Raw genomic sequence first — 13549 nt, 5'->3', positions numbered from 1 at the left:
CGCTCCGGGCCTGGTCAACCTTTGACCATCGCTTGCGATATATCTTGAGGTTATCAGAAGGTGTCCTTCCAAGACCTCAAGGCAGCAAAAACAGCGACATGCGAGGGGTTTGAATGTCCCTTCCATTCGTCTGCTTTTTGTTTAACTAATGTTTCAGAGGTGCGCAGGAAGGGGTTGGTCAGGCGCTCCAGACCGATCGTTGATGGCAATGTGATGCGATTTTCGGCACGCAAACGGGTAACGTCCTCGAACCGCTGCTGAACGTGCGGGTTCTCGGGTTCCACCGCCTTGGCGAAACGCAGGTTGCTCATGGTGTATTCGTGGGCGCAGTACACCTCGGTCTGCTCTGGCAGGGCTGCCAGGCGGGCGAGGGCTGGCTGCATCTGTTCGGGAGTGCCTTCGAACATGCGCCCGCAACCGGCGGCGAACAGCGTGTCGCCACTGAACAGCACCGGCGTTGCCGGCTGGTCGCTGAACAAGGCGATATGCCCCAGCGTATGGCCGGGCACGGCCAGCACCTGGAAGGTCACGTCCAGCACGGTCACCTGGTCACCTTCGTCCAGCGCCAGGTCACGGCAGGGAATGCGCTCGTGGGCCGGGCCACAGACCCGGGCGCCGGTCAGCTGCTTGAGCCTTTCCACGCCGCCGACGTGGTCGTTGTGGTGGTGGGTGACCAGGATGTCACTCAGCACCCAGCCGGTGTTGGCCGACAGCCAGCGTTCCACTGGGCCGGCGTCACCCGGATCGACCACCGCGCAGCGGCGTTTGGCAGTATCCTGTAACAACCAGATGTAGTTGTCGGAGAAAGCGGGGAGAGCATCGATCTGTATCATGGTGCGGATCCGATTCGCCTAGCGTGGCACATGAAGGCATCTTATCCGCGATGGCGCGGTGCGAGAACCTTCGAGGGAGAGCGCAATGACCGACCAAGCCTTTGCCCAGGCCGACCCGGACTGGGTCAAGCTGATCAGCCTGGCCCGTGAGTGGTTCAACGGCCCACTCGGCCAACTGATGCTCAGGGAGGAGGAAAAACTGCTGGAAGAAGAGCTCGGGCGCTTCTTCGGGGGTTACCTTGTGCACTACGGGCCCTGCGCCGAGCCACCGCCCAGCGCGCCCCAGGTGCAGCGCAACGTGCGCCTCGGTGCACCGCTGCCGGGGGTGGAGATTGTTTGCGAGGAGCAGGCCTGGCCGCTGAGCGAGCACGCCGCCGACGTGGTGGTGCTGCAGCATGGCCTGGATTTCTGCCTTTCGCCTCACGGCCTGCTGCGCGAGGCGGCCAGCGCGGTGCGCCCTGGCGGGCACCTGCTGATCGTCGGGATCAACCCCTGGAGCAGCTGGGGCATGCGCCATTTCTTCAGCCACGGCGCCCTGCGCAAGGCCCGTTGCATCTCGCCGTCACGGGTGGGCGACTGGCTCAACCTGCTGGGCTTCGCGCTGGAGAAACGCCGCTTCGGGTGCTATCGTCCGCCGCTTGCCTCACCGGCCTGGCAGCAGCGCCTGGCGGGCTGGGAACGGGTGGCTGGCGGCTGGCAGAGTTCCGGTGGCGGGGTGTACCTGCTGGTAGCGCGCAAGATGGTGGTGGGCCTGCGGCCGTTGCGCCAGGAGCGTCGCGAGCCGATGGGCAAGCTGCTGCCGCTGCCACTTGCCAAGGTCAACCGCACGGCGGCCAACCCGGATACTGAAAAGCACTGAACATGAGTGGTACATGAGCGAAAGCGTCGAGATGTTTACCGATGGTGCCTGCAAGGGCAACCCTGGCCCTGGCGGCTGGGGCGTCCTTATGATCTACAAGGGCGTCGAGAAGGAACTGTGGGGCGGCGAACGCGAAACCACCAACAACCGCATGGAACTGATGGCCGCGATCCAGGGCTTGATGGCGCTGAAGCGCGAATGCGAAGTGGTGCTGACCACCGACTCGCAGTACGTGATGAAGGGCATCAACGAATGGATGACCAACTGGAAGAAGCGCGGCTGGAAAACCGCGGCCAAGGAGCCGGTGAAGAACGCCGACCTGTGGCAGCAGCTGGATGAGCAGGTCAACCGCCACAAGGTGACCTGGAAGTGGGTGCGCGGGCATATCGGCCACCCCGGCAACGAACGCGCCGACCAGCTGGCCAACCGTGGGGTCGATGAGGTGCGCGCCAAGCGTTGAGCTGGGGTACAATTCCGGCCTTTGTAACTGATGCAAGTTGGAGCGCCCCGCGTGGAGCAGCAGCAAGATAAACGGTTCGTCATTCTCGATACCGAAACCACGGGTATGCCGGTCAGCGAAGGCCACCGGATCATCGAGATCGGCTGTGTCGAGGTCATCGGCCGGCGCCTGACCGGGCGGCACTTCCACGTCTACCTGCAGCCAGACCGCGAGAGTGACGAGGGCGCCATCAACGTCCACGGCATCACCGATGCCTTCCTGGTCGGCAAGCCACGCTTTGGCGATGTCGCAGAGGAGTTCTTCGAGTTCATCCAGGGCGCCACGCTGGTCATCCACAACGCGGCGTTCGACGTTGGCTTCATCAACAACGAATTTGCCTTGCTGGGCCAGCAGGACCGCGCGGACATTTCGCAGCACTGCACCATCCTCGACACCCTGCTGCTGGCGCGCGCGCGCCACCCGGGGCAGCGCAACAGCCTGGATGCCCTGTGCAAACGCTACGATATCGACAACTCGGGCCGTGAGCTGCACGGCGCATTGCTCGACTCGGAATTGCTGGCTGACGTCTACCTGGCAATGACCGGTGGCCAGACCAGCCTGTCGCTGGCCGCGCATGGGGCAGAAGCCGAGGATGAAGGGTCGGGTGCTGGTGGCAGCGAGATTCGCCGTATTAGCGGGCGTGTGCCAGGGCGAGTGATCATGGCCAGTGCCGAAGAGCTGGAAGCGCATGCCGAGCGCCTGGCGGCCATTGCCAAGTCGGCGGGTGGGCCATCCATGTGGCAGGCTCTGACCGAGACACCTGCTGGCTGATCTTTCGCCTGCTCCGGCCCTTTCGCGGGTGAACCCGCTCCCACAGGTTCATCACAAGTTCCGAAGCCGGTGATGTACCTGTAGGAGCAGCCTTGTGCTGCGAAGAGGCCGTTAGGGCAACAGATCTTCTTCAGCAGAAATGGCCTCTTCGCAGCACAAGGCTGCTCCTACAGATCCTGCGCATGTCTTGAAGGCGATACCGGTCCTGATCACACAGGTTCTACTACCCTGAAATAGACGCCATGTCCTTCGGAGGTAGCCACCTGATGTACAAGGACCTCAAGTTCCCCATCCTCATTGTGCACCGCGCCATCAAGGTTGACAGCGTCGCTGGCGAGCGTGTGCGGGGCATCGCCGAGGAACTGCGCCAGGACGGCTTTGCCGTCCTCGCCGCCGCCGACCATGCCGAGGCCTGCCTGGTCGCTGCCACCCACCATGGCCTGGCCTGCATGCTGATTGCCGCCGAGGGCGTCGGCGAGAATACCCACCTGCTGCAGAACATGGCCGAGCTGATCCGCCTGGCCCGCCTGCGCGCCCCCAGCCTGCCGATTTTCGCCCTGGGCGAACAAGTAACCCTGGAAAACGCCCCCGCCGAAGCCATGAGCGAGCTCAACCAGTTGCGGGGCATCCTCTACCTGTTCGAAGACACCGTGCCGTTTCTTGCGCGCCAGGTGGCGCGTGCCGCACATATCTACCTGGACGGCCTGCTGCCGCCGTTCTTCAAGGCCCTGGTGCAGCACACCGCGCAGTCCAATTATTCCTGGCACACCCCGGGCCACGGCGGCGGCGTGGCCTATCGCAAAAGCCCAGTGGGCCAGGCCTTTCACCAGTTCTTCGGGGAAAACACCCTACGCTCGGACCTGTCCGTTTCCGTGCCGGAGCTGGGCTCGCTGCTCGATCACACCGGCCCCTTGGCCGAAGCCGAAGCCAGGGCTGCGCGCAACTTTGGCGCCGACCACACCTTTTTCGTCATCAACGGCACCTCCACGGCCAACAAGATCGTCTGGCACGCCATGGTCGGCCGCGACGACCTGGTGCTGGTGGACCGCAACTGCCACAAGTCGGTGGTGCATGCGATCATCATGACCGGTGCCATTCCCCTCTATCTGTGCCCCGAGCGCAACGAACTCGGGATCATCGGCCCGATCCCGCTCAGCGAGTTCAGCCCCGAGGCGATCCAGGCGAAGATCCAGGCCAACCCTCTTGCTCGCGATCGCGGGCAGCGCATCAAGCTGGCGGTGGTGACCAACTCCACCTACGACGGCCTGTGCTACCACGCCGGGCTGATCAAGCAGACCCTGGGCGCCAGTGTCGAGGTGCTGCACTTTGACGAGGCCTGGTTCGCCTATGCGGCATTCCACGAGTTCTTTACCGGGCGCTATGCCATGGGCACGGCCTGCGCGGCAGACAGCCCGCTGGTGATCAGCACCCATTCCACCCACAAGCTGCTGGCCGCGTTCAGCCAGGCCTCGATGATTCATGTGCAGGACGGGGCCAGGCGCCAGCTGGACCGTGACCGCTTCAACGAAGCGTTCATGATGCACATCTCGACCTCGCCGCAGTACAGCATCCTCGCTTCGCTGGACGTGGCATCGACCATGATGGAAGGGCCGGCCGGGCGTTCGCTGCTGCAAGAAATGTTCGACGAGGCGCTGAGCTTTCGCCGTGCCCTGGCCAACCTGCGCGAGCACATCGCCGCCGACGACTGGTGGTTCAGCATCTGGCAGCCGCCGAGCGCCGAAGGCATCCACCGCCTGGCCGCGCAGGACTGGCTGCTGCAGCCGGGGGCGGAGTGGCATGGCTTTGGCGAAGTGGCGGATGACTATGTGCTGCTCGACCCGCTGAAGGTGACCCTTGTGATGCCGGGCCTGAGCGCGGGCGGTGCACTGGGCGAGCATGGCATCCCGGCGGCAGTGGTCAGCAAGTTTCTCTGGGAGCGGGGGCTGGTGGTGGAAAAAACCGGCCTGTACAGCTTCCTGGTGCTGTTCTCCATGGGCATTACCAAGGGCAAGTGGAGCACCTTGCTCACCGAATTGCTGGAATTCAAGCGCCACTATGACGGCAATACCGCCCTGAGCAACTGCCTGCCGAGTGTGGTGGCTGCCGATGCCTCACGCTACCAGGGCATGGGCCTGCGCGACCTGTGCGACCAGTTGCATGGCTGCTACCGCGCCAATGCTACGGCCAAGCAATTGAAGCGGCTGTTCACGCGCTTGCCGGAGGTGGCCGTGAGCCCGGCCCGGGCCTATGACCAGATGGTGCGCGGTGAGGTGGAGGCAGTGCCGATCGAGGCGCTGCTGGGGCGGGTGGCAGCGGTGATGCTGGTGCCGTACCCGCCTGGTATTCCGTTGATCATGCCGGGGGAGCGGTTTACCGAGGCGACCCGCTCGATAGTCGATTACCTGGCCTTCGCCCGGGCGTTCAACCAGGGCTTCCCAGGTTTCGTCGCCGACGTGCACGGCCTGCAGAATGAAAGCGGCCGCTACACGGTGGACTGCATCAAGGAATGCGAATGATCTCGACGCCGCTGCGCGCCAGTTCGAAGCGATTTTCACCCAGATGGTTGACCTTGTCGCCGATGGCCAGGCGATAGGTGGTGATGGGCGCGCCCAGCGTGCTGCCGTCGGTTTGCAGGGTCGACTCCTGGAACTCGTGCACAGGGTAGATGCGGCCTTCGGCGTCACGGGCGTGGAATTGGTCGACCATTACTGCTGCCATTTGGGTGGAAACCTCTGAATTACGTGGGAAATGTCTGCAGGCATAGACCGTGTAACAGCGTCGGAAGTTTTCGCCCCGTGGAAAAAAAACCAAGGCGCCGAGGAACGGTCATCTATAACTACAACGTCCCTTTACCCAGCAGAGGTTGGAAATTGCCATGAGCCAGGTGTATTCGGTAGCGGTGGTCGTCGGTAGCTTGCGCAAGGACTCCTACAACCGCAAGGTCGCCCGCGCACTCTCGGAGCTGGCGCCGTCCAGCCTTGCCCTGAAGATCGTGGAGATTGGTGATCTGCCGTTGTACAACGAGGATATCGAGGCCGACGCGCCGGACGCGTGGAAGCGTTTTCGCGACGAGATCCGCCGCAGTGATGCGGTGTTGTTCGTTACCCCGGAGTACAACCGCTCGGTGCCTGGCGGCCTGAAGAATGCCATCGATGTAGGCTCGCGGCCCTACGGGCAAAGCGCCTGGAGTGGCAAGCCGGCGGCGGTGGCCAGTGTGTCGCCGGGGGCCATTGGTGGCTTCGGCGCCAACCATGCCGTGCGCCAGTCGCTGGTGTTTCTGGACATGCCGTGCATGCAGATGCCCGAGGCCTACATTGGCGGCGCGGCTAGCCTGTTCGAGGATTCGGGCAAGCTCAATGACAAGACCCGGCCGTTCTTGCAGGCGTTTATCGACAAGTTCGCTTCCTGGGTGAAGTTGAACAGGGCGGTTTGATTCGCGATCGTTGAATGGACGGTCTCTTTGTAGGAGCAGCCTTGTGCTGCGAAGAGGCCGGTACAAATCACACATCAATAGGATCTGTACCGGCCTCTTCGCAGCACAAGGCTGCTCCTACAGAAGCGGAGCGCGGCATGTTCTAGCGGAAGCTGTAGGAAACCCCGGCATACACGCCAAAGCCTTCGCCTGGCGTCGAACGGGCCTCATCCTTTCCGGCATCGTTGTAGCCAGGTGTCACCGTCGCCGCATAACGCTTGTTGGTCAGGTTGCGCAGGTCCAGCCAGGTCTGCCAGTCCTGCTTCGGTGAATCCCAGCCCAGGCGTGCGCCGAGCAAGGCATATTCATCGGCGTGGTAACTGTTGGCGTAGTCCACCTGCACCTTCGACGCCATCTGCGTGTTCACCCCGGCGTAGAAACCGCTCGGCCAGTCATAGCGCAACTCGGCCTGGTAGTAGTGCATGGGGATGCCCGGCAGGCGGTTATCGCCGAACTTGTCGTCATCGCGGTAGTGGAAGTCACTGAAGGTGTAGGCCTGGCGCAAACTCAGCCTGCCAGTACCGGCGCGTTCCCACAGGGTACTGTCGAGGCCGGCTTCCACGCCCTGATGCACGGTGGCGCTGGCGTTGAATTCCTTGGCCGGAGCGCCTTGCACGATCTCCACCGCCAGCAATTCATGGCGAACCTGCGAGTAGTACCACGCCAGGTCCCAATGCCCCAATGCCGATTCGCCGCGTGCACCCATTTCCAGTGTGGTGGCCGTCTGGTTTTGCATCTCGATCGGTTGGTTGGCTGTGGGCGCACTCCAGATCAGGGCCCAGGGATGGGGTGGTTCGACCGAGCGGCTCAGGTTGCCGTACACCTGCAAGTCCGGGCTGATGTCATAGCGCAGCCCCAGGCGTGGTGCATAGTCCCAGTCATGCTGGCTCACTTTGCCGCCCCCGGCAGGGTGGTAAGTGACATCACTTTCACGGCGGGTATAGATCATCGCCAGGCCAGTGGTCAGCCACAGGTTCGGTACCAGCTCCAGGTCATTGCCCACATGCAGCACGGTGTCCGAGCCCTGGTAGGTGAAGTCACGGATGCGCTCACCGAACACGTCGCCATTACGGGTGAACTGTGAAGCACCGCTGTTGGGCAGGTGTTTGGTGGTGCGCCAGCCGACAGTGGTCTTGCTCTCGTGGCCGAACAAAGTGTCACGGCGGAAGTAGTTCAAGGTGCCGCTCACATCGGTATAGGCCACCTTCAGGCGCATCGGGCCTTCGCGCAGGTCCATCGGGTAGTCGTGGTAGACCAGGCCGGCTTCCAGGCGCGCATCGTCGTCGAGGTAGAAGGTGGTCTTGTTGCCCACCCAGGTGCTGCCCGGTTGCGGGCGGCTGTCGTCGCGGGCCAGGTAGGCCGGGTTGGCCGCGCGTGGGTGATGCTTGATCTGCTCCTTGGTCAGGCGCCCGGCCAACTCGTTCTCGGTTTCCCGGTAGCGCAGGTAGAAGCGGGTTTCCAGGTTCGGGTTGAAGCGGTAGCCGGCATTGGCCGCCACACCCTTGGCACTGCCGCTGCTGTGCGCCTGGTAGCCGTCATATTCCGAATCGGTCAGGGCCACGTAGTAGTCGAGGTTGCCCAGTACCTGCCCCGAGCTGATGTGCCGATGCCGGTAGCCGCGGCTGCCGACTTCGTAGCGCACCTGCAGCGGCGCGGCGTCGTAGCCGGTGTGGGTGACGTAGTTGATCGCACCGCCCAGGGCGAGGGAACCCTGGTCGAAGCCGTTGGCGCCGCGCAGCACTTCGGCACGGCTAAGCCACAGCGGCTCGAACAGCTCGTAGGGCGTGCCGCCCGGGCCGGTCAGGGGCAGGCCATCGAACATCGTGTACACCCCGGAACCGTGGGCCCCCGGTGCGCGGTTGATGCCCGAACCGCGGATCGACAGTTTGATGCCATCGTTGCCCGCCGATTGGGCGAATACCCCGGGCTGGTAGGCCAGTACATCCTGGTTGCTGGCAACCCGGCCTTGTCCCACGCGCTGCATGTCCACCAGGTTGCTTGCGCCCGGCACTTCGTGCAGGCGTTCGCTGGCTGCAGTCAGGTCGTTCTGCTCCTCATCGGTGATCAGCACCTGGCCCAACTCGACCGGAGGTGCCGCCAGGGCGGGCTGGGAGGCAGCGAAAGCAGCCAGCAGGCCGAGGCAGGATGGTGGGGGCAAAACGCAACGCATTGTACGACTCCAGGCGAAAGGCGAATGGACAACGGCGTTGAGACGAGCGAAATGCCGCTTGGAGCACGAGGAAAGTCGACAAATATCGCGCAACCTTCGTCAGACGGTTTTGTACGAAAGTTCTTTACAAGCCGCAGCGATGGAGCTGGGCGACCCGCGCTTCGTAAGGTGATTGCAGACCGGCAGCGATGCCTCGCTCAATCACCCGTGGAGTTCAAACATGACTGACAACGCACGACATTCGCAGCAACCCCTGGCGGACGCCCCGGTTCGCCTGACGCCACGTGAACGGCAAGTGCTGTTGTGGTGTGCCTACGGAAAGAGCTCGTGGGAGATTGGCCAGATCCTGGAATGCAAGGAATCGACGGTGAACTTCCATGTGTCGAACATCCTGCGCAAATTCGATGTGCCCACACGGGTGGCTGCAGTGATCAAGGCCATTCGTTACGGCATGCTGGCCGAGCAGTGAGGGGGTGAAGCATGGGCAACGATCCTCGGTTACGGCGTTATGCTGATTGCCATGACCCCTTCTGGCCACGGGTAGACCTGGACAGGCTGCGTGAGCGCCTGAACCTGAAGCGGCCTGTCAGTGAGGCTGTGCTGGAAGTGGCCGCACGCTGCGCTGCCATCGACGCGGCACGCGAATTCGCGCGCTGGCGCGCGGTGTTGCGAGAGCGGGGCTACAAGCGCCTCGAGGATGTGGCCGGGCATGACCACGGGCGTGCATTGCAGGTGTGCTACATCCGCTTTGTCGAAGCCGCGGTCATGCGTAACCTGGGCTCGACCGCCTACCTGCCCGCCGCACACCGAGGGGCTGCCCATGACTGAAAAATCTGTTGTCGACAGCCTGGCCCCGGCGCTGGTGGAGTTGCTGGGCGTGGATGGCAATGTCCTGTTCGCCGCGCTGCCGTGGTGGTGATCCCCATCAGCCTCAAGGTGATGGTCTGGCTGGATACGCTGGACCCGCGCGAACTCATCCAGCGCTGGCGCCGCCGGGGCTAGCCGCTGGCGGCATTGGGCGAGCGACTGGTCAGCGCGCTCAATTGCCGCTCCAGCTGCTGGATGCGTTGCTTGTCCTGAACCAGCAGGAGAACGGCTTGGCGATCGGCAAGCGACAGGGTGCGCAGGCGCGTGAGCATGTCCTGTTCCCAGCCTTCGTCGTCCAGGCCTGCGCGATGTCGTTCGGGTTCACCCAGCAGAAGCCAGTCCAGTGAGCATGCATACTGCCTGGCGATGTCTATGCAAAGTGAGTAAGGAATGCTGTCGCGCACCTTCCAGCTGCTCAATGTCTGCGGGCTGATCGAGAGCGCTCTGGACAGCTCGGCGTCAGATTCCGTAGCGGTCAGAAGCTTCAGCCTGGTCAGCACCGAAGCAAGTACGTGGGTACTCATAACTAATATCCATGACTGGTTTAATGATATTCCATGGGCTTAAACTACTCGTTATGAATACAGCCCTGCGTTTTAAGGAGCATTCCTGCAATGAGAAGCATCAAACTGAAGAATACACCTATATATGCAGCCAATACTGACAAAACCGGACGACTATTCTCACAGAAGGTAAGCCCGAACAATGCTTGCAGGTACTTGCCGTGAGTACATACAAGCTGGTTTGCCCGCATTGCCACAGCCGGATGCGTATACGCACCAGTGAAGGGCGTCATATTTTCCTGCGGATCGCCTATTTGCAATGCACCAACGAGGCCTGTGGCTGGTCGGTGCGTGCCGAGTTCGAGATGACCCATGAGCTCTCGCCCAGCGGCATGCCCAACCCGGAAGTGTACCTGCCTTCGGCCAACGGTGATTTACGCAAGGCAGCGCTGCCGGGGGCCGTCCAGGACAATCCTGGTGAATAAGCCTTCATGCTCACGGATAAAAGCGTGCAGATAAAAAAACACCCCGCATAAGCGGGGTGTCTTGTTTTGCCGGGGCGATCAGCCGATCAGTTGCAGGCCGGCTTGCTGGACCATTTCCAGCAGCGGTTGCGGGTACACACCCAGCACGAAGGCGAGAATGGCGATGGCCAGCAGCATGACGCCGCCGGTGCGCTGTTCCCATTTCAGCGGGGCGTCGTGGCGACGCAGGTTCGGCTCGACCAGGTACAGGGTGACCATGACGCGCAGGTAGTAGTAGACGCCGATGGCGCTACCGATCACCAGGGCACCGACCAGCCACCACAGGTGCGACTCGACGCCAGTGGCAATGATGTAGAACTTGCCGATGAAGCCGGCGGTCAGCGGGATACCCGCCAGCGACAGCATCATCACGGTCAGTACCGCAGTCAGGTACGGACGGCGCCAGAACAGGCCGCGGTACTCGTACAGTGCATCGGCGTCACGGCCGCCGTAAGGCGAGGACATCAGGGTGATGACACCGAAGGCGCCCAGGCTGGTGATCACGTAGGTGACCAGGTACACGCCCATGGCTTCCAGGGCCAGGCCCTTGCTGGCGACCAGGGCGATGACCAGGTAACCGAAGTGGGCGATGGACGAGTAACCGAGCAGGCGCTTGAGGTTGCTCTGGGTCAGTGCCAGCAGGTTGCCGATCAGGATCGAGGCCACGGCAATCACCGCCAGTACGGTGCTCAGCGCGCCGCTGCTGGCAGCAGGGGAGAGCATGAACAGACGCACGACAACGGCGAACACCGCAACCTTGCTGGCGGTTGCCAGGAAGGCGGCGACCGGTGCCGGGGCGCCTTCGTACACGTCCGGGGTCCACAGGTGGAACGGTACCAGCGACAGTTTGAAGGCCAGGCCGACCAGCATCATGCCCAGGCCCAGCTGGGCCACCAGGCTTGGCATGCTGGTGGCGGCCAGGGCCTTGCCGATCTGGTCGAAGCTCAGGCTGCCGGCGTCGGCGTACAGCAAGGCCATGCCGAACAGCAGGAAGGCCGAGCCTGCGGCCGACAGCACCATGTACTTGATGCCGGCTTCCAGCGAGCGCTTGTTGAAGAAGGCATACGCCACCAGGCCATAGACCGGTACCGACAGCAGCTCCAGGCCGATGAACAGGCCGGCCAGGTGGTTGGCGCTGACCAGCACCAGGCCACCGAGGGCCGACATCAGCAGCAGCAGGTACAGTTCTTCACGGTTGCCCGGGAAACCCTTGGAGCCTTCGCCGAGGTAGGCGTGGGCAAGGGTGACGCAGGCCAGCGTCGCCACCAGGATGATCGCCATGTACAGGCAGGCGAACTTGTCGATGGTGATCAGCGGGGTGACCGCCAGCGGCGCAACCTTCAGCGCCGGCAGGATCGACAGCAGGGCCAGGTTGAGGCCCACGGTGGACAGCAGGAAGGTCTGCGAGTGGTTGCGCTTCCAGGCGATCGCCAGCATCACCACCACCGTGGTGATGGTGGTGATCAGCATCGGCGCCAATGCGATGAAGTGTTGAGTGGTGAATTCCATAGCGCTCTTACCGGGCCGAAGCGAGTTGAGTGAAAGCGGAACCGAGCCACTGCTGCACACCACTCATGGTGGCGGCAGAGGTGTCGAGGAACGGCTGCGGATACACGCCCAGCAGGATCAGCAGTACCGCCAGACCCAGGACCATGATCAGTTCGCGTCCGTCCATGCCGGCCAGCACGGTGTCGGTCTTGGCCGGGCCGAAGTAGGCGCGGTGGATCATGATCAGCGAGTACACCGAACCGAACACCAGGCCAGTGGTGGCGATCACGGTGATCCAAGGCACGCTGGCGAAGCTGCCGATCAGGATCAGGAACTCGCCGACGAAGTTGCCTGTACCGGGCAGGCCCAGGGAGGCGGCGGCGAAGAACAGGCTGATGGCCGGCAGGTAGGCGATGCGGTGCCACAGGCCACCCATCTGGCGCATGTCACGGGTGTGCAAGCGCTCGTACAGCTGGCCGGCCAGGATGAACAGCGCGGCAGCGGACAGGCCGTGGGCCAGCATCTGGATCACCGCGCCTTGCAGGGCCTGCTGGCTGCCGGAATAGATACCGATCAGCACGAAGCCCATGTGCGAGACGCTGGAGAAGGCGACCAGGCGCTTGATGTCGGTTTGCGCAAAGGCCAGGAAGGCACCGTAGAAGATACCGATCAGGCCCAGGGTCATGGCGATTGGCGCAAACTCGGCCGAAGCGTTCGGGAACAGCGGCAGGGCGAAGCGCAGCAGGCCGTAGGCCGCAGTCTTCAGCAAGATACCGGCCAGGTCCACGGAACCTGCGGTCGGTGCCTGGGCGTGAGCGTCAGGCAGCCAGGAGTGGAACGGCACCACCGGCAGCTTCACCGCGAAGGCGATGAAGAAGCCCAGCATCAGCAGGTATTCGGTACCGGCTGGCAGTTCGGCCTTGAGCAGGTCGCTGTAGTTGAAGGTGATCACGCCGGTGTTGGTGTAGTTGACCAGCACCAGGCCGAGGATCGCCACCAGCATGATCAGGCCGCTGGCCTGGGTGAAGATGAAGAACTTGGTCGCCGCGTAGATCCGGGTCTTCTTGCCGTCCGACGAGCTGTGACCCCAGAGCGCGATGAGGAAGTACATCGGCACCAGCATCATTTCCCAGAAGAAGAAGAACAGGAACAGGTCCAGGGCCAGGAACACACCGACCACGCCGCCAAGGATCCACATCAGGTTGAGGTGGAAGAAGCCGACGTGACGCTGGATCTCTTTCCAGGAACACAGTACCGACAGCACACCGAGCAGGCCGGTGAGCAGGATCATCAGCAGCGACAGGCCGTCGAGGGCCAGGTGGATGCTGATGCCGAAACGCTGGATCCACTGGACTTTGTATTCCAGGGCCCAGGCAGGCTCGGCGCCCGGAGCGGGTGCCAGGGTGTAGTCGCCGTTACCCCACAGCCACAGGCCGATGCCGAGCAGAAGGGACATGGTCAGCAGCGCGATCCAGCGCGGCAGGGTGGCGCCGAAGCGCTCACCCAGCCAGCACAGGAAGCCGCCGATGAAGGGGATCAGGATCAGCCAAGGCAAAATCATGA

14 protein-coding genes are annotated in these 13549 nt (G+C 62.9%); 8 read left to right on the top strand and 6 right to left on the bottom strand.

Features of this window, described 5'->3' with window-relative positions; all coding sequences use genetic code 11:
- Window positions 1-53: 53 nt before the first annotated feature.
- A complete protein-coding gene (gene gloB, locus ACK56M_RS19595; RefSeq protein WP_015271064.1) occupies window positions 54-833 on the bottom strand; it encodes a hydroxyacylglutathione hydrolase in 780 nt (259 codons plus the stop codon).
- An 85-nt stretch (window positions 834-918) separates the two neighbouring features.
- On the opposite strand from gloB, the gene ACK56M_RS19590 reads away from it, so the two are divergent.
- The 4 genes from ACK56M_RS19590 (at window position 919) to ACK56M_RS19575 (ending at window position 5478) form a co-directional block, all read left to right on the top strand.
- Complete coding sequence (locus tag ACK56M_RS19590; protein ID WP_013973399.1) at window positions 919-1692, top strand: class I SAM-dependent methyltransferase; 774 nt, start codon at window positions 919-921, stop codon at window positions 1690-1692.
- A gap of 13 nt (window positions 1693-1705) precedes the next feature.
- Window positions 1706-2152 carry a ribonuclease HI gene (gene rnhA, locus ACK56M_RS19585; protein ID WP_003261021.1) on the top strand — a complete coding sequence of 149 codons (447 nt, stop codon included), beginning with the start codon at window positions 1706-1708 and terminating at the stop codon, window positions 2150-2152.
- Between the two features lie 51 nt (window positions 2153-2203).
- Complete coding sequence (gene dnaQ, locus ACK56M_RS19580) at window positions 2204-2962, top strand: DNA polymerase III subunit epsilon (protein WP_015271063.1); 759 nt, start codon at window positions 2204-2206, stop codon at window positions 2960-2962.
- A 266-nt stretch (window positions 2963-3228) separates the two neighbouring features.
- Window positions 3229-5478 (top strand): Orn/Lys/Arg decarboxylase N-terminal domain-containing protein, encoded by a 2250-nt coding sequence (locus tag ACK56M_RS19575; protein WP_100414089.1) that lies wholly within the window; start codon window positions 3229-3231, stop codon window positions 5476-5478.
- Here the strand turns inward: ACK56M_RS19575 and ACK56M_RS19570 are convergent.
- Complete coding sequence (locus ACK56M_RS19570; protein WP_015271061.1) at window positions 5462-5680, bottom strand: hypothetical protein; 219 nt, start codon at window positions 5678-5680, stop codon at window positions 5462-5464. The genes ACK56M_RS19575 and ACK56M_RS19570 overlap by 17 nt on opposite strands.
- A 157-nt stretch (window positions 5681-5837) precedes the next feature.
- Here ACK56M_RS19570 and chrR point away from each other — a divergent pair, with 157 nt between their 5' ends.
- Window positions 5838-6395 (top strand): class I chromate reductase ChrR, encoded by a 558-nt coding sequence (gene chrR / locus ACK56M_RS19565; protein ID WP_015271060.1) that lies wholly within the window; start codon window positions 5838-5840, stop codon window positions 6393-6395.
- A 142-nt stretch (window positions 6396-6537) separates the two neighbouring features.
- Here the strand turns inward: chrR and ACK56M_RS19560 are convergent, their stop codons facing one another.
- Window positions 6538-8604 carry a TonB-dependent receptor family protein gene (locus ACK56M_RS19560; RefSeq protein ID WP_411958941.1) on the bottom strand — a complete coding sequence of 689 codons (2067 nt, stop codon included), beginning with the start codon at window positions 8602-8604 and terminating at the stop codon, window positions 6538-6540.
- A gap of 220 nt (window positions 8605-8824) precedes the next feature.
- On the opposite strand from ACK56M_RS19560, the gene ACK56M_RS19555 reads away from it, so the two are divergent.
- Window positions 8825-9073, top strand: a complete 249-nt coding sequence (locus tag ACK56M_RS19555) for a helix-turn-helix domain-containing protein (RefSeq protein ID WP_003261017.1) — start codon at window positions 8825-8827, stop codon at window positions 9071-9073.
- 11 nt (window positions 9074-9084) lie between these two features.
- Complete coding sequence (locus tag ACK56M_RS19550) at window positions 9085-9432, top strand: head completion/stabilization protein (protein WP_023662584.1); 348 nt, start codon at window positions 9085-9087, stop codon at window positions 9430-9432.
- Between the two features lie 170 nt (window positions 9433-9602).
- Here ACK56M_RS19550 and ACK56M_RS19545 read toward each other — a convergent pair whose 3' ends face one another.
- A complete protein-coding gene (locus ACK56M_RS19545) occupies window positions 9603-9995 on the bottom strand; it encodes a helix-turn-helix domain-containing protein (RefSeq protein WP_411958940.1) in 393 nt (130 codons plus the stop codon).
- Window positions 9996-10195: 200 nt separating this feature from the next.
- On the opposite strand from ACK56M_RS19545, the gene ACK56M_RS19540 reads away from it, so the two are divergent.
- On the top strand, window positions 10196-10459 hold the full coding sequence (locus ACK56M_RS19540) for an ogr/Delta-like zinc finger family protein (RefSeq protein WP_023662582.1): 264 nt from the start codon (window positions 10196-10198) through the stop codon (window positions 10457-10459).
- A 78-nt stretch (window positions 10460-10537) separates the two neighbouring features.
- On the opposite strand, the gene nuoN is transcribed toward ACK56M_RS19540, so the two are convergent.
- Together nuoN and nuoM are read right to left on the bottom strand one after the other, a co-directional pair.
- Entirely contained in the window at window positions 10538-12007 is a 1470-nt protein-coding gene (gene nuoN, locus ACK56M_RS19535) for an NADH-quinone oxidoreductase subunit NuoN (RefSeq protein WP_013973390.1), read from the bottom strand.
- 7 nt (window positions 12008-12014) lie between these two features.
- The gene (gene nuoM, locus ACK56M_RS19530; RefSeq protein WP_015271056.1) at window positions 12015-13547 is read right to left on the bottom strand and encodes an NADH-quinone oxidoreductase subunit M; all 1533 of its coding nucleotides are present in this window, start codon (window positions 13545-13547) and stop codon (window positions 12015-12017) included.
- Window positions 13548-13549 lie beyond the last annotated feature (2 nt).

This window comes from Pseudomonas sp. s4 (genome assembly GCF_046764235.1).
GTDB lineage: Bacteria > Pseudomonadota > Gammaproteobacteria > Pseudomonadales > Pseudomonadaceae > Aquipseudomonas > Aquipseudomonas asiatica.
The sequence above is the reverse complement of the archived record's forward strand: the minus strand, read 5'-3'. Positions and strand labels throughout refer to the sequence as shown.